Origin of the sequence: Herbaspirillum sp. WKF16 (assembly GCF_028993615.1) — a bacterium.
Classification (GTDB): domain Bacteria; phylum Pseudomonadota; class Gammaproteobacteria; order Burkholderiales; family Burkholderiaceae_D; genus Herbaspirillum.
Window position 1 is genome coordinate 1,464,459 of the sequence record NZ_CP118632.1, and the last position, 18,640, is coordinate 1,483,098.

19 protein-coding genes are annotated in these 18,640 nt (G+C 67.1%); 15 read left to right on the forward strand and 4 right to left on the reverse strand.

Annotated features, from left to right (window positions below):
* Positions 1 to 6 precede the first annotated feature (6 nt).
* The 3 genes from Herbaro_RS06515 (at position 7) to Herbaro_RS06525 (ending at position 2,069) form a co-directional block, all read left to right on the forward strand.
* The gene (locus tag Herbaro_RS06515) at positions 7 to 780 is read left to right on the forward strand and encodes an ABC transporter permease (RefSeq protein ID WP_275013017.1); all 774 of its coding nucleotides are present in this window, start codon (positions 7 to 9) and stop codon (positions 778 to 780) included.
* Between the two features lie 7 nt (positions 781 to 787).
* Positions 788 to 1,576: a type 2 periplasmic-binding domain-containing protein gene (locus Herbaro_RS06520; protein WP_275013018.1), complete on the forward strand. Its 789-nt coding sequence runs from the start codon at positions 788 to 790 to the stop codon at positions 1,574 to 1,576.
* 223 nt (positions 1,577 to 1,799) lie between these two features.
* On the forward strand, positions 1,800 to 2,069 hold the full coding sequence (locus Herbaro_RS06525; RefSeq protein ID WP_275013019.1) for a hypothetical protein: 270 nt from the start codon (positions 1,800 to 1,802) through the stop codon (positions 2,067 to 2,069).
* Positions 2,070 to 2,149: 80 nt separating this feature from the next.
* On the opposite strand, the gene Herbaro_RS06530 is transcribed toward Herbaro_RS06525, so the two are convergent.
* A complete protein-coding gene (locus tag Herbaro_RS06530; RefSeq protein ID WP_275013020.1) occupies positions 2,150 to 3,823 on the reverse strand; it encodes a Na+/H+ antiporter in 1,674 nt (557 codons plus the stop codon).
* A gap of 235 nt (positions 3,824 to 4,058) precedes the next feature.
* Here Herbaro_RS06530 and Herbaro_RS06535 point away from each other — a divergent pair, with 235 nt between their 5' ends.
* Positions 4,059 to 5,012, forward strand: coding sequence for an aldo/keto reductase (locus Herbaro_RS06535; RefSeq protein WP_275013021.1), 954 nt, complete (start codon positions 4,059 to 4,061; stop codon positions 5,010 to 5,012).
* Between the two features lie 198 nt (positions 5,013 to 5,210).
* On the opposite strand, the gene oxlT is transcribed toward Herbaro_RS06535, so the two are convergent.
* A complete protein-coding gene (gene oxlT, locus Herbaro_RS06540; RefSeq protein WP_275013022.1) occupies positions 5,211 to 6,485 on the reverse strand; it encodes an oxalate/formate MFS antiporter in 1,275 nt (424 codons plus the stop codon).
* Between the two features lie 217 nt (positions 6,486 to 6,702).
* A complete protein-coding gene (locus tag Herbaro_RS06545; RefSeq protein WP_275013023.1) occupies positions 6,703 to 7,458 on the reverse strand; it encodes a GntR family transcriptional regulator in 756 nt (251 codons plus the stop codon).
* 271 nt (positions 7,459 to 7,729) lie between these two features.
* On the opposite strand from Herbaro_RS06545, the gene Herbaro_RS06550 reads away from it, so the two are divergent.
* From Herbaro_RS06550 to Herbaro_RS06600, 11 genes are all read left to right on the forward strand, one after another.
* Complete coding sequence (locus Herbaro_RS06550; RefSeq protein WP_275013024.1) at positions 7,730 to 8,449, forward strand: FadR/GntR family transcriptional regulator; 720 nt, start codon at positions 7,730 to 7,732, stop codon at positions 8,447 to 8,449.
* 212 nt (positions 8,450 to 8,661) lie between these two features.
* Entirely contained in the window at positions 8,662 to 9,423 is a 762-nt protein-coding gene (locus Herbaro_RS06555) for an SDR family NAD(P)-dependent oxidoreductase (RefSeq protein WP_275013025.1), read from the forward strand.
* An 80-nt stretch (positions 9,424 to 9,503) separates the two neighbouring features.
* Positions 9,504 to 10,697, forward strand: a complete 1,194-nt coding sequence (locus Herbaro_RS06560; RefSeq protein ID WP_275013973.1) for a sensor histidine kinase — start codon at positions 9,504 to 9,506, stop codon at positions 10,695 to 10,697.
* 31 nt (positions 10,698 to 10,728) lie between these two features.
* The gene (locus Herbaro_RS06565) at positions 10,729 to 11,391 is read left to right on the forward strand and encodes a response regulator (RefSeq protein ID WP_275013026.1); all 663 of its coding nucleotides are present in this window, start codon (positions 10,729 to 10,731) and stop codon (positions 11,389 to 11,391) included.
* A gap of 203 nt (positions 11,392 to 11,594) precedes the next feature.
* Positions 11,595 to 12,983, forward strand: coding sequence for a CmpA/NrtA family ABC transporter substrate-binding protein (locus Herbaro_RS06570; RefSeq protein WP_275013027.1), 1,389 nt, complete (start codon positions 11,595 to 11,597; stop codon positions 12,981 to 12,983).
* Positions 12,983 to 13,831, forward strand: coding sequence for a nitrate ABC transporter permease (gene ntrB / locus Herbaro_RS06575; protein ID WP_275013028.1), 849 nt, complete (start codon positions 12,983 to 12,985; stop codon positions 13,829 to 13,831). Before Herbaro_RS06570 ends, ntrB begins: the two co-directional genes overlap by 1 nt.
* 13 nt (positions 13,832 to 13,844) lie before the next feature.
* Complete coding sequence (locus tag Herbaro_RS06580) at positions 13,845 to 14,744, forward strand: ABC transporter ATP-binding protein (RefSeq protein WP_275013029.1); 900 nt, start codon at positions 13,845 to 13,847, stop codon at positions 14,742 to 14,744.
* A gap of 42 nt (positions 14,745 to 14,786) precedes the next feature.
* Entirely contained in the window at positions 14,787 to 15,230 is a 444-nt protein-coding gene (cynS, locus tag Herbaro_RS06585) for a cyanase (RefSeq protein ID WP_275013030.1), read from the forward strand.
* A gap of 117 nt (positions 15,231 to 15,347) precedes the next feature.
* A complete protein-coding gene (locus tag Herbaro_RS06590; protein ID WP_275013031.1) occupies positions 15,348 to 16,742 on the forward strand; it encodes a TAXI family TRAP transporter solute-binding subunit in 1,395 nt (464 codons plus the stop codon).
* A gap of 140 nt (positions 16,743 to 16,882) precedes the next feature.
* A complete protein-coding gene (locus tag Herbaro_RS06595; RefSeq protein ID WP_275013032.1) occupies positions 16,883 to 17,113 on the forward strand; it encodes a hypothetical protein in 231 nt (76 codons plus the stop codon).
* Positions 17,113 to 17,334 (forward strand): hypothetical protein, encoded by a 222-nt coding sequence (locus tag Herbaro_RS06600; RefSeq protein WP_275013033.1) that lies wholly within the window; start codon positions 17,113 to 17,115, stop codon positions 17,332 to 17,334. The genes Herbaro_RS06595 and Herbaro_RS06600 overlap by 1 nt, the downstream gene beginning before the upstream one ends.
* On the opposite strand, the gene Herbaro_RS06605 is transcribed toward Herbaro_RS06600, so the two are convergent.
* Positions 17,308 to 18,576, reverse strand: coding sequence for an ABC transporter ATP-binding protein (locus Herbaro_RS06605; RefSeq protein ID WP_275013034.1), 1,269 nt, complete (start codon positions 18,574 to 18,576; stop codon positions 17,308 to 17,310). The genes Herbaro_RS06600 and Herbaro_RS06605 overlap by 27 nt on opposite strands.
* Positions 18,577 to 18,640: the final 64 nt, after the last annotated feature.

Here is an 18,640-nt window from a genome sequence, read left to right on the forward strand (position 1 = left end):
AGACTTATGAGTTCACAGCGCCGCGTTACCGGTTACCGTAAGAAGCTCGCCATGCTCCTGGCGATCGCATTCATCCTGTTGATGTGGCAGATCGCGGCCTGGTCGCTGCCGTCCTTCCTGATGCCGGGCGTGCCGTCGGTGGCGGTGCGGCTGTTCGAGGAGGTGCAGTCCAGCAACTTCCGCCAGGCCTTGTTCGGCAGCCTTTACCGGCTGGGCCTGGGCTACGGTTCGGCGCTGCTGTTCGGCATCGGCTTCGGCCTGATCGGCGCCGTGCTGTTCTTCTTCCGCGAAGTGCTGAAGTCGGCCATCGTGATCCTGCAGTCGATCCCCTCGATCGCCTGGGTGCCGCTGTTCCTGATCCTGATGGGCTTCGGCAACCTGCCGATGATCGTGGTGGTCGCCATCGCCGCCTTCTTCCCGGCCGCGCTGTCGGTGATGAACGCCACCGAGAGCGTGCTGCAGGTGCATGTCTCGGCGGCCCGCGTGATGGGCGCTTCGCGCGCCGGCATGCTGCGCCGCGTGTACCTGCCGGCGGTGATGCCGGAGCTGATCACCGGCGCCCAGCTGGCCTTCGGCAACGCCTGGCGCGCGCTGATCTCGGCCGAGATGCTGGTCGGTTTCGGCAAGGGCCTGGGCCGCACGCTGGCCTATTCCGGCGAGACCGCCGACATGGTGGGCGTGATGGCCAACATCCTGACCATCGCCATCCTTGCCGCGCTGATCGACCAGGTGATCCTGGAAAACCTGAAGCATCGCCTGTTGCGCTACCAATACGTCTGATTACGCCATGATGCCGCGCCTGTTACTGCTGCCGCTGGCCTGCCTGTTCGCCGCCGTCGCGCAGGCGGGCGTGCTCGACGCCGCCCAGCAGGGCGGCGCCCTGCGCGTGGGACTGGACTACGTCCCCCCGCCGTACAAGGGCGGCATGAAATTCCGCACGCCGGAAAGTCCCGACACCGTGCTGGCCGATGACCTCGCGGCCCAGTTCAAGCTCAAGGCCGACTACCAGGGCAACGCCCCCGGCGGCGCCTTGCAGGCGCTGAAGAGTGCCCGTCCGGACCTGGCCATCACGCTGGCGGCGGAAGGCGATGCCCCTGCCGGCGCCGTGATCATCCCGACCGGCTACAGCGCCGGCGGCATGGCCATCATGCGCACCGACACCACCATTCGCAAATGGGAAGACCTGAAGGGCCGCACCGTGTGCGTCTCGCAAGGTTCGCCCTACGTCGGCACCCTGGCCGCGCGCTATGGCGCCATCGAGAAGCTGATGCGCGCGCCGGCCGATTCGCTGCTGGCGGTACGCGTCGGCGAATGCGACGCCGGCGTGCACGACGACGCCATGATGAAGGAGCTGCTCAAGCTGCCGGAATGGAAGAAGTTCTCGGCCCAGCTGGCGCCGACCGGTCGCCGCAACCTGGTGCTCCAGGTGCGCGGCGCGGATGCCGCCGACCTGGCCGCGATCAGGCAGGCTGCGGCGCGCTGGAACGAGGCCTATTGGGCCGGCGTGAAGAAGAAGTGGGTCAACAGCGTCGCCTTTGAGGTTTATCTCGACCAGAACGTGCCCGACTGTCACTGATCCTCGCAGCGGCTTTGCCTTTTTGCCATGTTCATTGCCTGGCCGACATGTTTTGGGGGCGCCAGGGTTGCAGGGCAAATAACATCGCGCGCGCAATCTGAGGTTTTTTTGTCGTCTAGTGGATTTCCTGAGTGGCGCAGCGCGGCAATAGGCGTAACATGGCGACCTGAAGCATTGCACAGTACCTGGACATAAACCGAACACCAGCAACAGGGAGCCCACCATGCCCATCGATCTTGCCGCCGCCGTCAGCGCCGTCATCCCAAATCCCAACGGCAACACCACGTCCACCGGCAAGGCCACCGATCCGGACCAGGTTCGCCGCACCGACGAAGCGCGCATGGCGCAGCAGGCCGAACAGCGTCGCCTGGAAGAAATCCAGGCTGACGAGAAGCGCGCCGAAACCGCGCGCGAAGACCGCAACCGCCGCGAGCAGATCTCGCGCAACGCCACCGGCGAGATCATCGGCACCACGGTCAACTCGGTCGCCTGAGCATTCTCCGCTGAAGAATCGAAAAAGCCCGCACGGCATCGGCCGTGCGGGCTTTTGTTTTTGCGCGCCGCCGGCGCGCATCAGTCCGAGGCGTTGAGCGAACCGAGCAGCCAGGTTTCGGCCATGTCGATCTGGTTGATCAGCATCAGGAAGGTCTCGTCGTTGATGCGCTGCTCGGCGCGCAGGTAGTGCACCTCCAGGCGCTCGGCGCGGATCGCCTCCAGCCGCAGCTCGCGCTCGAACTGCTTGAAGCGGTTGGCGGCGCGCTGGGTTTCCTCGGAATCGCTCTCGGCGTTCATGCGCATGCGGTAGGTCGCCAGCAGGCTGCCGCTGACTTCGGTCAGGAGCGCCAGGTCGGTCTCGTCGAGGCTGGCGCCGATGCGCTCCTGGGCGCCCTCGATGCTGCGCACCGCGGCTTCCGAGAGCCGCATGCGCGCGCTCATTTCTTCCGCGCGGCGACGCTTGACCTCGGCGTCCAGCTGCAGGTCCTTGAGCATCCACGGCAGCAGGAAGCTGCCGAACAGCAGCGAGCACACGATCACGCCGGTGGCCAGGAAGATCAGCAGGTCGCGCGCCGGGAAGGGCGTGTGTTCCTTCAGCAGCAGCGGGATCGACATCACGCCGGCCAGCGTGATCGCGCCGCGCACGCCCGAGAGCGCGGTGATGCTGATCAGGCGCAGGTCGAACTTGCGGTTGCGCCCGCTCTGGCCGCGCAGGGCCGAGGCGAAGCGGCGCATGCGCAGGTTGATCCAGACCCAGAAGAAGCGCAGCACGATCAGCGCCGCCGTGATGGCCAGGATGTAGACGAACAGGTGCCACACCGGCACGTTGCCGGCCATCTTCGCATCGACGTGCGCCAGGCTGACGATGCCCGGCAGCTGCAGGCCCAGCAGCAGGAACGACATGCCGTTGAAGACGAACTCCATCATGGTCATGATGCTGCGGCCCTGCATGCGGGTGGCGGCCGATTCGCCGCCGGCGGTTTCGATGTAGGGCATCAGCATGCCGGCGGCGACCGCTGCCAGGATGCCCGACAGATCGAAATGCTCGGCGAAGATGTAGGCAGTGAAGGGGATCAGTATCAGCAGCACCACCTGGATGCCGGGCTCGTCGCCGGCCCATTCGATGATCTTGCGGCGGATCAGCCCGAAGCCCCAGGCCACGATCAGGCCCACCGCGATGCCGCCCACCGAGATCAGCACGAAGGACAGGCTGGCGTCCACCAGCGAGAAGCTGCCGGTGATCACCGCGGCCAGGGCGAACTTGAAGGCCACCAGGCCGGAGGCGTCGTTCATCAGCGCCTCGCCCTCCAGCACGTGCTGCATCGAGGCCGGCAGGCGGCCCTTGCCGATGATGGAGGACACCGCCACCGCGTCGGTGGGGGAGAGCACCGCGGCCAGCGCGAAGGCGGAAGGCAGCGAGATCACCGGGATCATCCAGTGGATGAAGTAGCCGACCCCGACCACGGTGAACAGCACCAGCCCCAGCGCCAGCGCCAGGATGGGACGTGCCAGGCGGAAGAACTCGCGCTTGGGCATGCGCCAGCCGTCGGTAAACAGCAGCGGCGGGATGAACAGCAGCAGGAACAGCTCGGGATCGAAGCTGATCTTCAGGCCGAACAGCGGCAGCGCCAGCACCGCGCCCAGCGCGATCTGGAACAGCGGCAGCGGCAGCTTGAAGGGCATCAGGCGCGCCACGACGCCGGAGACGGCAACGGCGAGCAGCAGGATGAGGACGGTGAAAACGATTTCCATTGTTGCGGGTTCTGGTCTTTCTTGGCGTTCTTGTCGGCGTGCGGCGAAAGTGGGCCGGTTGTGACCGGCGCCATCGGCTGAAGTTGCAAGTATAGAAGACGCGGGCCGCCAGCAGATATTGCAGCGGCGGAATAAAATGGCCGATCAGGTTTTCGCCCATCCGCCCGCGCGCGGCAGCGCATCTCATCCTCCCCCCTTCAATTCGTCCGCGCGGGCCAACAACCAGGAGCATTCCATGCAGCAACGCAAGCTTGGCAAATCCGACATCGCCGTGGCGCCGCTGGCCTTCGGCGGCAACGTCTTCGGCTGGAGCATCGACGAGAAGACTTCCTTTTCCATCCTCGACAAGTTCGTCGAGTCCGGCCTGAACCTGATCGATACGGCCGACGTCTACTCGCGCTGGGTGCCGGGCAACCGGGGCGGCGAATCCGAGACCATCATCGGCAAGTGGCTGGCCCAGGGCGGCCGGCGCGACCGCGTGGTGATCGCCACCAAGGTCGGCAAGGACATGGGCGAGGGCCGCGTGGGCCTGAAGAAGGACTACATCCTGCGCGCCGTGGAGGATTCGCTGCGTCGCCTGCAGACCGACCATATCGACCTCTACCAGTCGCACGACGACGACAAGTCCACGCCCTTCGAAGAGACGCTGGAGGCCTACGGCACGCTGGTGAAGCAGGGCAAGGTGCGCATCATCGGCGCCTCCAACTACGACGTGAAGCGCCTGGCCGAGGCGCGCGAGGCCGGCGAGAAGCTGGGCCTGCCGCTGTACCAGACGCTGCAGCCGGAGTACAGCCTGATCGAGCGCGCCGCGTTCGAGCGCGAGCTGGAGCCGTACTGCCTCGAGCACGGCGTGGGCGTGATCGGTTTCTATTCGCTGGCCAGCGGCTTCCTGAGCGGCAAGTACCGCTCCGAGGCCGACCTCGGCAAGAGCGCCGCGCGCGGCGGCCGCGTCAAGGGCTACCTGAACGAACGCGGGCTGAAGATCCTCGCGGCGCTGGACGCCGTGTCGCAGCGACTGGAGAGCACCCAGGCGTCGGTCGCGCTGGCATGGCTGATCGCGCGTCCCAGCGTGACCGCGCCGATCGCCAGCGCGACCTCGCTGCAGCAGCTCGACGCGCTGGTGAAGGCGACTCAGTTGACGTTGTCGGCCGAGGATATTGCATTGCTGGACCAGGCCAGCGCTTACTGATATTCCTCAGTGCGCGACGAACGACGCTGGGCCCCTGCTTTCGCAGGGGCGACGCCGGTGGAAATGCGATCAGCCTGTCGTTCCTGCGAAAGCAGGAACCCAGTGTCGTTCAGTCTCCGAGCGCATCGCCGCGGCCATCACCCTGCCATAAAAAATGCCGGCATCGCGCCGGCATTTTTCATGGGGAAGGGTAAGCGCTTATCTGGCGGCGCGCGCCAGGTAGCGCGCGCGCCATGGTTTCAACACCAGCAGCGCCAGGCAGGCGGCCAGGATGTCGAGCGTGATGGCGGTGCCGAACACCGGATGCCAGCTGCCGGTCTTCTCGTGCATCATCGCCGCCAGCGGGCCGCCGAAGATGGAGCCGATGCCCTGCGAGATGTACAGCCAGCCGTAGTTGGCGGTGGCGTTGCGGGTGCCGAAGGTGTCGGTCAGGGTCGAGGGGAACAGCGAGAAGATCTCGCCCCAGCCGAAGAACACCACGCCCGAGAGCAGCACGAACAGCACCGCGTTGTCGCGCGTGGCCAGCCACAGCGCCATGGCCACGCCTTCCAGCGCGAAGGCCACGAACATGGTGTTCTCGCGGCCCCAGCGGTCCGAGACCCAGCCGAAGAAGGGACGCGTCAGGCCGTTGGTCAGGCGGTCGATGGTCAGCGCCAGCGGCAGCGCGGCCAGGCCGAACACCATCACGTTGGCCACGCCGAAGTCGCGCGCGAAGGTGGCCATCTGCGAGGTCACCATCAGGCCCGAGGTGGACATCATGGTCATCATCACGAACATCAGCCAGAACAGCGGCGTGCGCAGCATCTGGCGCGGCGCCAGGTCGTGCGCGCTGGCGGCGATGGCCGGCGCCGGCATGGCGGCGGTTTGCCCGGCGTCGGGCGAGCGCAGCGCCTGGGCGGCGATTACGCCGACCACGGCGAACAGCAGGCCGAATTGCCAGAACGTGGTCTCCAGGCCGGAGGCGGCCAGCGAGCTGGCGATCGGGAAGGTGGTGAGGATCGCGCCCATGCCGTAGCCGGCCGCCACCATGCCCACGGCAAAGCCGCGGCGGTCCGGGAACCAGCGCACCATCTGGCCCACCACGCCGACATACACGATGCCGGTGCCCAGGCCGCCGACCAGGCCGTAGGCCAGGTAGAACATGCCGATGCTGGAGACCTGCGAGGCCAGGATCCACGACAGGCCGGACATGAAGGTGCCGATGGCGATCAGGCGGCGCGCGCCGAAGCGCTCGATCAGGCTGCCCTGGAACGGCGAGAAGAAGGTCTGCAGCACGATCAGCATCGAGAAGGTGATTTGCAATTCGGACAGCGGCACGCCCAGCTTGGCGGTCAGCGGCTTGGTGAACAGCGTCCAGACATACTGCGGGCTGGAGATCGCCATCATGCAGACGAGTCCGATGAACAGCTGGAACCAGCGGTTGCGCAGCAGGCCGTGCGCGCTGGCCGGGGCGGTTTGGGTGAGGGTGCTCATGAGGCGTTTCTCCTGGTTCGGGATCCGGATGGCAGGGCTTGGGCGATGGCGCCGGGCCGGTCGCATGAATTTATGCATACATAAATCCTGTGCAAGCAAAAGCAGGTTTCATGCCATTGGAGAAAAGCCGGCCGGACGGACAAGCGATGGCAGCCCGGCGAGGGCGAAGACGCGAGGGGCAGAGGGGCCGGGGCGGATGCGTCCCGGGCCGGAGATGTCAGCCGAAGCGTTTGCGGCGCGCCGACATGGCCGCTTGGGCAGGCGCGGCTTGCGCCGCGGTGGTGCGCACCTGTTCCAGGCGCTCGATGGTGAGGCGTTCGACCACCGCGTGGCTGTCCTCGATGTGGCGGGCGATCAGCCCGGCGGCCTGCCCGGCGTCGGAGCGGGCGATGGCGTCGAGGATGGCGGCGTGCTCGTCATAGGTGTCGGCGATGCAGTCGCCGTAGGCGAAGTCGAGCCGGCGCATGATGCGCAGCTGATCGGTGAGCTGCCGGTATACCGCATCGGTTTCGGGATTGCCGGCGGCCGTCACCAGCGCGCAATGGAAGCGCTCGTCGAGCGCCGCCACCGCCAGTCCGTCGTCCAGGCGCTTGCCGGGCTTGACCTGCCAGGCCGCGCCCAGCTCCCTGACCAGCGCGCGGCGCGCGGCGGCGCTCACGCGCGGCGAGCACAGCTTGCCCACCGCGTGCAGCTCGATCATCTCGCGCAGCTCGTACAGCGACGCGAAGCGCGCCAGGTCGATCGGCACCACCTCCCAGCCGTTGCGGAAATGGCCGCGCACCAGTCCTTCGCTCTGCAGCCGCATCAGCGCCTCGCGCACCGGCGTGCGCGAGACCTGCAGCCGCTCGGCCACGTCGTTCTCGGCGAAGCGGTCGCCGGGCAGCAGGCGGAAGGCATAGATGTCGTCGCGCAGGCTGGCGTAGACGGTATCGGTCAGCTTGCCGGCGGGGCGGATGTCGACGGCGGGAGGCATGGCGCTTGGCTTCATGGATGGCATGGATGCGCCGCGCGCAGGATCGCTCGCGGCGCCGTCCATGGTAGCGCATGCGCCGGCGGGATGAACAGCGCCCGCCGGCGCACGCTCTCCCGCACTGCAGCAGGGATTCCCGCCGCTTGACACTTCCCTGCCGGGTACCTATCCTCCACAGCCATTGGTCTTACCTTTCCCGGCGCGGCCGGCGGCCAGCAAGACATTGCCTGCATGGCAATGATTCATCCGACCCTTAGGCACTCATCCCGACAGCATGTCTTTTGATCCCATCGTCCAGAAGTCCATTTCCGAGCAAGTCGCCCAGCGCTTGCTGACCATGATCCGCAGCGGCCTTCTCAAGCCGGATCAGCAGCTGCCCCCCGAGCGCGAGCTGGCGGCCATGCTGGGCGTGGGTCGGCCGGCGGTGCGCGAGGCCATCCGCGGCCTGGCGCTGCTGGGCCTGCTGCGCATCCGCCAGGGCGAGGGCACCTTCGTCAGCTCGCTGGAGACGCGCGAGCTGCTGGAACCGCTGGAGATGATCATCGACCTGAACGCCGGCACGCTGGAGGCGCTGTTCGACGCGCGCCTGATCATCGAGACCGGCGTGGCCGCGCTGGCCGCCACCCACATCGCCGATGCCGAGCTCAACCGGCTGGTGGCCAACGTGGAAGACGAGGCGCGCCTGTTGTCCGACCCGGCCGCCTTCGCCGCGGCCGACGTCGAGTTCCACGAGGCCATCATCGAGGCCTGCGACAATCCGTTCCTGCAAAGCATCGCCGGCAGCCTGTACATGCTGGGCAAGAAGAGCCGCACCATCACCTCGCGCATCCCGGCCACGCTGGAGCGCAGCCTGCAAGATCACCGCGAGATCCTGGACGCGCTCAAGGCGCGCGATCCGCAGAAGGCCTCCGACGCCATGCGCAACCACCTGCTGCACGTGCGCGACGCTTATCGCGGCGCGGCCGGCAGCAAGGACGAGTCGGTGCACGACTGAGCAATCCCGAAGCGCCGCCGTTGCCGCCGGACCTGCGCCGGCGGCTTTCCACAACGGCGGCGCGGCAGCACCTTCGCCGCGCCCCGCGCCGGCGACGCCCGATACAGGCAAGCAGAACAAGCGATACCGGCAGGGCCCAGGGCGCCCATTCCACAAGCCGGAGCATGAACGATCAACCCCCCGTTTGCGTTTCATATTCACAGGAGAACAGCATGCTAGACCTGGCTGGAAAAGTCGTCTTCATCAGCGGTGCGAGCACCGGCATCGGCGCGGCCGCCGCGCGCGCCTTCGGCGCCCGCGGCGCGCACGTCGTGGTCCACTACAACAGTTCGGCCAAGGAGGCCGAGCTGGTCGCCGCCGACGTGCGCGAGACCGGCAGCAAAGCCATCACCATCGGCGCCGACGTGCGCGACAGCAATGCCATCAACAAGGCGGTGGCCAGCGCGGTCGAGCAGCTCGGCCGCATCGACGTGCTGATCAACAACGCCGGCAGCCTGGTCAAGCGCGAGCCGCTGGAGAAGGTCACCGACGAACTGTTCGACGACATCATCGCCATCAATTCGCGTTCGGTGGTGGCCTTCACGCGCGCCGTGATCCCCATCATGCGCAAGCAGGGCGGCGGCAACATCATCAACGTCACCTCGGTGGCGGCGCGCCACGGCGGCGGCCCCGGCGCGCTGATCTACGCGGCCTCCAAGGGCTTCGTGAGCACCATCACGCGCGGCATGGCCAAGGAGCTGGTGGTCGACAAGATCCGCGTCAACGCGGTGGCGCCGGGCGTGATCGTGACCCCCTTCCACGACCGCTTCTCCACTGCCGAGCAGATGGAAGGCTTCCGCAAATCCATCCCGATGGGCCGCGTCGGCGAGCCCGACGAATGCAGCGGCGCCTTCCTCTACCTGGCCTCGGATCAGATGTCGGGCTACGTGACGGGACAGATCATCGAGGTCAACGGCGGGCAGTACATGCCGTGACCCGGATCGCCGCAGGAAGAAAGCCGCCCCCGGGCGGCTTTTTTTTCGCATGTGGCATGTCCTTTGCTCACCATGCCGGCATGATGCCGTTTATTCCAGACGTCCGCGCCGGCGCCGGCAGCGATTCCGATCCGCTGCGGGACAAGCTCACCCTGCTGCTGGACTCCACCGGCGAAGGCATCTACGGCATCGACCTCGACGGCCGCTGCACCTTCATCAACCGCGCCGGCGCCGACATGCTTGGCTATCGCGTGGAGCAGGTGCTGGGCAAGAACATGCATGAGCTTGCCCATCACAGCCATGAGCATGGCGATCACTATCCGGAGGAGGAATGCCCGATCCTGAAGGCCTTCCGCAAGGGCGAGTCGTGCCGGGTCGACCAGGAAGTGTTCTGGCGCGCCGACGGCAGTTTCTTCCCGGTGGAATACTCGTCGCACCAGATCGTCGACGGCGGCCAGGTGCGCGGGGCGGTGATCACCTTCAGCGATATTTCCAAGCGGCGCCAGGCCGAGGAACAGTTGCAGCGCGCCAAGGCAGAGCTGGAGCTGCGCGTGGCCGAGCGCACGCGCGAGCTGTCGGCGGCGCTGAAGCAGGTGCGCGAGCTGTCGGCGCACGCGCACTCGGTGCGCGAGGACGAGCGCACCCGCATCGCGCGCGAGATCCACGACGAGCTGGGCAGCCTGCTGGTGGCGCTGAAGCTGGACGTGAACTGGATGGTCAAGCGCGTCGACGACCGCGAGCCGGTGGCGCGCAAGTGCGCCGCGATGAACCGGATGATCGAGACGGCAGTGGACAACGTGGGGCGCATCATCACCGACCTGCGCCCCAGCATCCTCGACCACCAGGGCCTGATCGCGGCGCTGGAGTGGCAGGTGCAGGAGTTCTCCGAGGCTACCGAATTGCCCTGCGAGGTGGAGTTCGACATCGCGCCGGCGGCCTTCGTGCCGGACGGCGCCAAGGCCACGGCGGCCTTCCGCATCTTCCAGGAAATGCTCTCCAACGTGGCGCGCCATGCGCAGGCCAGCGCGGTGCGCATCGCGGTGCGCCTGACGCCCGCGGAGCTGGTGATGGAGGTGGAAGACAACGGCGTGGGCGCGGCGCGCGGCGCGCTGGAGGCAACCACTTCCTACGGCGTGATGGGCATGCGCGAGCGCGCGCTGCACTTCGGTGGCGCATTGAGCATCGCTGGTGCGCGCCCTGCGCCATTTGCACCAGATGATGGCGCGCCGGGCACGCTGGTATGCCTGCGCCTGCCGTTGATCCACCGCAACTGATGCCACACGGACAAGAAAGCGGACCCCGATGATGAACGCGAGCACCGACACCATCCGCATCCTGCTGTGCGACGACCACCGCATCGTGCGCGAGGGCCTGAAGCAGATCCTGGCCGACACGCCCGACATCGAGGTCGCCGCCGAGTGCGCCAGCGGCCCCGAGGTGATGCACAAGGCGCGCGTCGAGGCCATCGACCTGGTGCTGCTGGACATCGCCATCCCGCAGCAGGACGGCCTGGACGTGCTGCGCCAGATCAAGCAGGAGATGCCGCGGCTGCCGGTGCTGATGCTCTCCACCTATCCCGAGAAGCAGTACGCCGCGCGTTGCCACAAGCTGGGCGCGGCCGGCTATCTGAACAAGAGCGCCGACACCGAGCAACTGGTGGCGGCCATCCGCAAGGCAGCCGGCGGCGGCGTCTATGTCAGCCCGCAGATGGCCGAGACGCTGGCCTCCGAACTGAGCGCGCGCTCCTCCTCGCATGAGCGCGCCCCGCACGAGAGCCTGTCGCACCGCGAGCACCAGGTGTTCCAGCTGATCGCCGCCGGACGCAGCGTCAAGGAAATCGCCGACCAGCTGGGGCTGAGCCCCAATACGGTGAGCACCTACCGCGCGCGCATCCTGGAGAAGACCGGGGCCTCCAACGACGTGGGCATCGCGATGTATGCGGTGCGGCATCAGTTGATGCCGGTGTAGTCGCCATTGCTCCGTCATCCCGGCTTGCGACAGGATGGCAGCCTCTTCGCACCGGCGTGATGAGCCGGCCTTGCTCCTTGCGTGTAGTGGTTCCACTACAAGGCGTCGTCGCAGGATGACGCTATTTCCCCCGCTGGCAAATCCCTTGCACATGGTGGACGGTATCGCAGCACGCCGCCTCACACTCACCAAACGGGGGAATCATGCCGAAAGCACCAGAACACAATATCTTCCACACCTACGACGCCGAGCGCGCCGGCGCCGGCTGCTCCTGCGGCCGCCACGGCAGCCAGCGCCAGCACGACGACGAGCAGGAGGCGCTGCGTGCGCGGGACGTCGGGGCGCTGACCGAGGACGTGGTCGAAGAGTCGGTCATGCGCGCGCTCTTCCCGCGCATGGCAGAGCGCCGCGACTTCCTGCGCGCGGTCGGCAAGAACACTGCGCGCGCGGCGATCGCCAGCGTGCTGCCGCTGGGCGCATTGCAGGCCATGGCGCAGGAGAAGAACGGCGCGCTGGAGAAGAAGGATTTGAAGATCGGCTTCATCGCCATCACCTGCGCGGCGCCGCTGATCATGGCCGACCCGCTGGGCTTCTACCGCAAGCAGGGCCTGAACGTCTCGCTCAACAAGACCGCCGGCTGGGCGCTGATCCGCGACAAGATGATCAACAAGGAGCACGACGCCTCGCACTTCCTCTCGCCGATGCCGCTGGCCATGTCCATGGGCGTGGGCAGCAACGTGGCGCCGATGCGCATCGCCACCATCCAGAACATCAATGGCCAGGCCATCACGCTGCACGTCAAGCACAAGGACAAGCGCGACCCTAAGCAGTGGAAGGGCTTCAAGTTCGCCGTGCCCTTCGAGTACTCGATGCACAACTTCCTGCTGCGCTACTACCTGGCCGAGCACGGCCTGGATCCGGACCGCGACGTGCAGATCCGCGTCACGCCTCCGCCCGAGATGGTGGCCAACCTGCGCGCGGGCAACATCGACGGCTTCCTCGGCCCCGATCCGTTCAACCAGCGCGCGGTGTATGACGAGGTCGGCTTCATCCACATCCTCTCCAAGGAGATCTGGGACGGCCACCCGTGCTGCGCCTTCGGTACCTCCGAGGAATTCGTCAGGCAGAATCCCAATACCTTCGCCGCGCTGTTCCGCTCGGTGCTGACCGCCGCCGCCATGGCGCGCGACCCGGCCAACCGTTCGCTGGTGGCCAAGGTGATCTCGCCGGCGGCCTACCTCAACCAGCCCGAGACGGTGGTGGAGCAGGTGCTGACCGGCCGCTTCGCCGACGGCCTGGGCAACGTCAAGAACGTGCCGGGGCGCGCCGACTTCGATCCGGTGCCGTGGGATTCGATGGCGGTGTGGATCCTGACCCAGATGAAGCGCTGGGGCTATATCAAGGGCGATGTCGACTACAAGGCCATCGCCGAAAAAGTGCTGCTGCTGACCGACGCCAAGAGATACATGAAGGAGCTCGGCCAGCCGGTGCCCGAAGGCGCCTATCGCAAGCACACCATCATGGGCCGGGAGTTCGACCCGGCCAAGGCGGAGGCCTACGCCGGCAGCTTCGCCATCAAGAGGAGCGCCTGATGGACGCCGGCAAGACCGGCTGGCGCGCCGCGCTGATCTCGCTGTTGCTGCTGGGTTGCCTGCTGATGGTGTGGCACATTGCCACGCTGCCCAAGGAGAGCGCGGCCGGCGCGGCGCAGGACGAGTACGCCAAGCTGATGGGCAAGGGCGGCGGGGCGGCCAAGAGCGACGGCTTCCCCGGCCTGGCGCAGATGGGCCAGACCATCCGCAAGGAACTGGCCGATCCCTTCTACGACAACGGCCCCAACGACAAGGGCATCGGCATCCAGCTCGGCCATTCGCTGGGGCGGGTCGGCCTGGGCTTCGCCATCGCCGCGCTGGTGGCGATCCCGGCGGGCTTCCTGCTGGGGATGTCGCCGCTGATGCAGCGCGCCCTGAACCCGTTCATCCAGATCCTGAAGCCGATCTCGCCGCTGGCGTGGATGCCGTTGGCCTTGTACACCATCAAGGATTCCTCGGTGTCGGGCGTGTTCGTGATCTTCATCTGCTCGGTCTGGCCGATGCTGATGAACACCGCCTTCGGCGTGGCCTCGGTGCGGCGCGACTGGCTCAACGTCGCCAGGACGCTGGAGGTGGCGCCGCTGCGCCGCGCCTTCCTGGTGATCCTGCCGGCGGCGGCGCCGACCATCCTGACCGGCATGCGCATTTCCATGGGCATCGCCTGGCTGGTGATCGTGGCCGCCGAGATGCTGGTGGGCGGCACCGGCATCGGTTACTTCGTCTGGAACGAGTGGAACAACCTGTCGCTGACCAGCGTGATCTTCGCGATCCTGGTCATCGGCGCCACCGGCATGCTGCTGGACCTGGCGTTCGCGCGCCTGCAGAAGCTGGTCACCTACGTGGAATGAAGGGCGGACGGACATGGAAAAGGAAAAGAACTTCCTCAGCATCGAGGGTCTGTCGAAACGCTATGCGGCCGAGGGGCCGCCGGTGTTCGAGCAGGTCTCCTTCGGCATCGAGCGCGGCGAATTCGTCTGCGTGATCGGCCATTCGGGCTGCGGCAAGACCACTATCCTGAACGTGCTGGCAGGGCTGGAAGCGGCCAGCGGCGGGGTGGTGATCATGGACGGGCGCGAGATCAAGGGGCCGAGCCTGGACCGCGGCGTGGTGTTCCAGAGCCATGCGCTGATGCCGTGGTTCACGGTGCTGGGCAACGTCGTGTTCGCGGTGCGTTCGCGCTGGTCGGACTGGTCGCGCGCGCAGGCCGAGGAACACGCGCGCCGCTTCATCGCGATGGTGGGACTGGCCGGCGCGGAGCACAAGAAGCCGTCCGAACTGTCGGGCGGCATGAAGCAGCGCGTGGGCATCGCCCGGGCGTTCTCCATCGAACCCAAGATGCTGCTCATGGACGAGCCCTTCGGCGCGCTCGACGCCTTGACGCGCGGCGTGGTGCAGGACGAGCTGCTCAAGATCTGCGCCGCCACGCGCCAGACCGTGTTCATGATCACGCACGACGTGGACGAGGCGATCCTGCTGGCCGACAAGATCTTCCTCATGTCCAACGGGCCGCGCGCTCGCATCGCCGAGGTGGTGGTCAACACCATGCCCAAGACGCGCACGCGCGAATCGATGCACCACGATCCCCAGTTCTACCGCATCCGCAACCACCTGGTCGATTTCCTGGTGCACCGCTCCAGGCAGATCCAGGCGGCGCTCGCCGGGGGCGGGCCGGCGCCGGCGACCCTGGTGGTCGCGCCGGGACTGGACGCGGCGCCGGACGACGCCCGCGCCGTGGCAGGTTTTTCCCAGGCGGCAGCCTGAGCTTCATCCACATCCCCTCATTTCATCCACAAGGAGAGCACCATGGACCGCAACCAAGTCACCCAGAAAATCGTCACCGCCAAGGTCAGGAACAAGCTGACCTGGGCCCAGATCGCCGAGCGCATCGGCCAGAGCAAGGAGTGGACGACCGCCGCCATGCTGGGCCAGATGACGCTGACCGCGAAGCAGGCGGCGGCCACCCAGGAACTGTTCGGTCTCACCGACGAGGAGACCCTGTGGCTGCAGATCGTCCCCTACAAGGGTTCGCTGCCGACGGCGGTGCCGACCGATCCGCTGATCTACCGCTGGTACGAGATCGTCAGCGTCTACGGCAGCACCATCAAGGAGCTGATCCACGAGGAGTTCGGCGACGGCATCATGAGCGCCATCGATTTCAAGATGGACATCCAGCGCCAGGCCGATCCCAACGGCGACCGGGTCAACGTGATGCTGTCGGGCAAGTTCCTGCCCTACAAGACGTATTGATCGTCGCCCGGCCCCAAGTCTGCGCAATTGCGCAGGCTTGGGCAGCAGGCTTGCGGATCCGGGCCGGATTTTCACCCGGCTCGCAATTTCGCCGGCACACGCTCTAAAATAGGGCGCATGCTCAAAGACAAAAAACTCTCCGCCTACAAGCCTTCGGCCACGCGCATCAAGGCGCGCTTCGTCGCCATCTCCTGGCGCGACCTGGCCGTCAGCTTCGGTCCCTTCATCCTGCTGATCCTGGTGGGCGCGTGGCTGGTGATCTGGCTGATCCGGCCGGCGCCGCCGTCGTCCATCACGATTGCCGCCGGCCCCAAGGACAGCAACTTCTGGCGCGTGGCCGAGCGCTACCGCGACATCCTGGCGCGCGACGGCATCAAGCTCAGCCTGGTGGAAACCGGCGGCTCGCTGGATAATCTCAAGCGCCTGGCCGATCCGGCCCAGGACGTCGATGTGGGCTTCGTGCAGGGCGGCCTGGCCGGCGCGGTGGAAGCCGATGCCCTCTCGCCGCTGGTGTCGCTGGGCAGCATCTCGTACGTGCCGGTGTCGGTCTACTACCGCAGCCCGCCGCCGCGCGAGGACGGCCGCGCGGCGCCGCCATTGCGCCAGCTCTCCGAGCTGTCCGGCAAGCGCATCGCCATCGGCGGCGACGGCAGCGGCTCCAGCGTGCTGGCGGCGACGCTGCTCAAGGCCAACGGCGTGGAGCAGGGCGGCGGCACCGAGCTGCTCAACATCGGCGGCGACGAGGCGGCCCAGGCGCTGACCTCGGGCAAGATCGACGCCGCCTTCCTGATGGGCGACTCGGTCTCGCTGGCGACCATGGGCAAGCTGCTGCGCGCGCCCGGCATCCGGCTGATGGATTTCTCGCAGGCCGACGCTTACGTGCGGCGCTACCGCTACCTGAACATCCTCAAGATGCCCATGGGCGTGTTCGACCTGGCGCGCAACCTGCCGGCGCGCGACACCCAGCTGATCGCGCCGACGGCCGAGCTGGTGGCGCGCGAAGATTTGCACCCGGCGCTCTCCGACCTGCTGATCGAGGCCGCGCACGAAGTGCACGGCAAGGCCAACGTGATGCAGAAGGCCGGCGAGTTCCCGGCGCCGCTGGAGCATGAGTACCGCGTCAGCGACGACGCCGCGCGCTACTACAAGTCGGGCAAGACCTTCTTCTACCGCACGCTGCCGTTCTGGCTGGCCAGCCTGGTGGATCGGGCGGTGGTGATCCTGCTGCCGGTGATCCTGCTGCTCATTCCCGGCATCCGCCTGGTGCCGATGCTGTACGGCTGGCGCATCCGCTCGCGCATCTACCGGATGTACGGCGAGCTGATCGCGCTGGAGCGCGGCATCTCGCGCGAGACGCCCGAGGAGCAGGCCGAGATCCTCAAGCGGCTCGATGAGATCGAAGCCGCCGTCAACCGCATGAAGATGCCGCTGGCCTTCGCCGACCAGTTCTACGTGCTGCGCGAGCACATCGGCTTCGTGCGGACCCGCCTGGAGCACCAGGCCATGGCGTGAACGGGGCATTCGGCCGGCGGCCGCGGGATTGTTGTATAGTGAGCCGTCGCGGCAAAACCACTGTATGAAAAATACTGTGTATTTGTACAGTGATTGTGCTACAGTGAAGCCTCTTACAGACAAGAAGAGGAATCACTGCCATGAGCCACTTTGATCTTGCTTCCGACGCCCGCTTCGGCGTCGCTTCGTCCAGCCCGTCCTCGCTGACCATCCGCCTGGGCCGCCGCGAAATCTTCATCTGCCGCGACTCCTACGTGCGTCGCTACCGCGTCAATCCCCTGATCGAATGCAGCGCCGGCATCCAGCCCGGCCATGTTGAAATCCTGCTGTTCCGCCGCTGGTTGCTGGTGCTGTCCAAGGCCCGCGCCTGATGCGCCGCGCGCTCGACTGGCTGGTGGTGGACGAGGGCGGCCGCACCGCCGGCGTCGTGCCTTTCGGCAGCGGCGGGATGGGGCAGGGGGCATCCACCCCGCTGGGCGACCAGCGCAGCCTCTCGGACATGTGCGTCAAGGTGATGGATGTGCTGCGCGGACGCGCTGCGCAGGACGCGGGCGAATCGTCGACTTCAGCGAGCGATAGCGTCGTGCGCTGAACGTTCGGCCGGGAAGGTCACCAGATGCGTGACGTCCAGCCGTATGCCGATCCGTTCGCCGATCGCATGGTCGTGATGCGAGGGAACCAGCGACAGCAGCTGCTGGCCGTTTTCCAGTTCCAGCGTGTAGAGGAACTCCGCGCCGCGGAAGGACTTGCGCAAGACCTTCGCCTTGAAGGGTGACGCGTCGTCATGCATGACGTCGTCGGCGCGCAGCAGCACTTCGACGATGCCGGGGCTGCCGCCTGAGCCGGTGCTTGCGGTCGCAATTGTTGTTTCCGGGATTGTTTCCAGGGCCGCCGGCGTTGTGCCGGCGGCCTTTGTTTTTTGCGCCGGCTGTCCATCCGCGCCGGGCATCCCGGGATGGCGCGAGTCGACGCCGATTCCGCTTTCGGCTTCGGCTTCGTCTTCAATTCCACCACCGGTTCTACTTCCGCTTCCCGATCGCAGCCGCCCGGCTGCAGTCTCCACTTCAATCTCACCCGCCGTCCCCGTATCCAGCAGGCGGCCCTGCAGCAGCACGCCATGGCCGACGAAGTCCGCCGTGAAGCGCGTGGCGGGGCGGTGGTAGAGGGCGTAGGGCGTATCCCACTGTTCCAGCCGGCCTTGCCGCATCACGCCGACGACGTCGCCGACGGCGAAGGCTTCCATCTGGTCGTGGGTCACCATCAGGGCGGTGGCGCCGCTGCGCTTGAGGATGTCGCGCACGTCGTGCGCCAGGCGCTCGCGCAGCTCCACATCGAGGCTGGAGAAGGGCTCGTCCAGCAGCAGCAGGCCGGGCCGCGGCGCCAGCGCGCGCGCCAGGGCGATGCGCTGCTGCTGGCCGCCGGAGAGCTGGTGCGGGAACTTGCCGCGCACCTCGGGCAGGCCGACCAGCGCCAGCATGTCGTCGACGATGCGCGCCCGCTCGGCGCGCGCCACGCCGCGCAGGCCGAAGCCGACATTGGCGGCCACGTCCAGGTGCGGGAACAGCGCAAAGTCCTGGAACACCATGCCGATGCGGCGCGCTTCGGCCGCCACCCGGACGCCGTCGCCTTCCAGCAGGCGACCATCCAGCAGGATGCGGCCGGACTGCGCCGCCTCCAGCCCGGCGACCGCGCGCAAGAGGCTGGTCTTGCCGCTGCCCGAGGGGCCCAGCAGCACACCCAGTTCGCCCGCCTGCAGCCGGAGCGACACGGCGTCGACCGCCGGCGCCGGGCTGCGGGGATAGCGGATGCTGACCTGTTGGACTTCCAGATACATGGGGCGCTCACTCAAATGGTTACAATTCGCATTGCTCCGAGTGTAGCGCATGCGCCTGCACCGT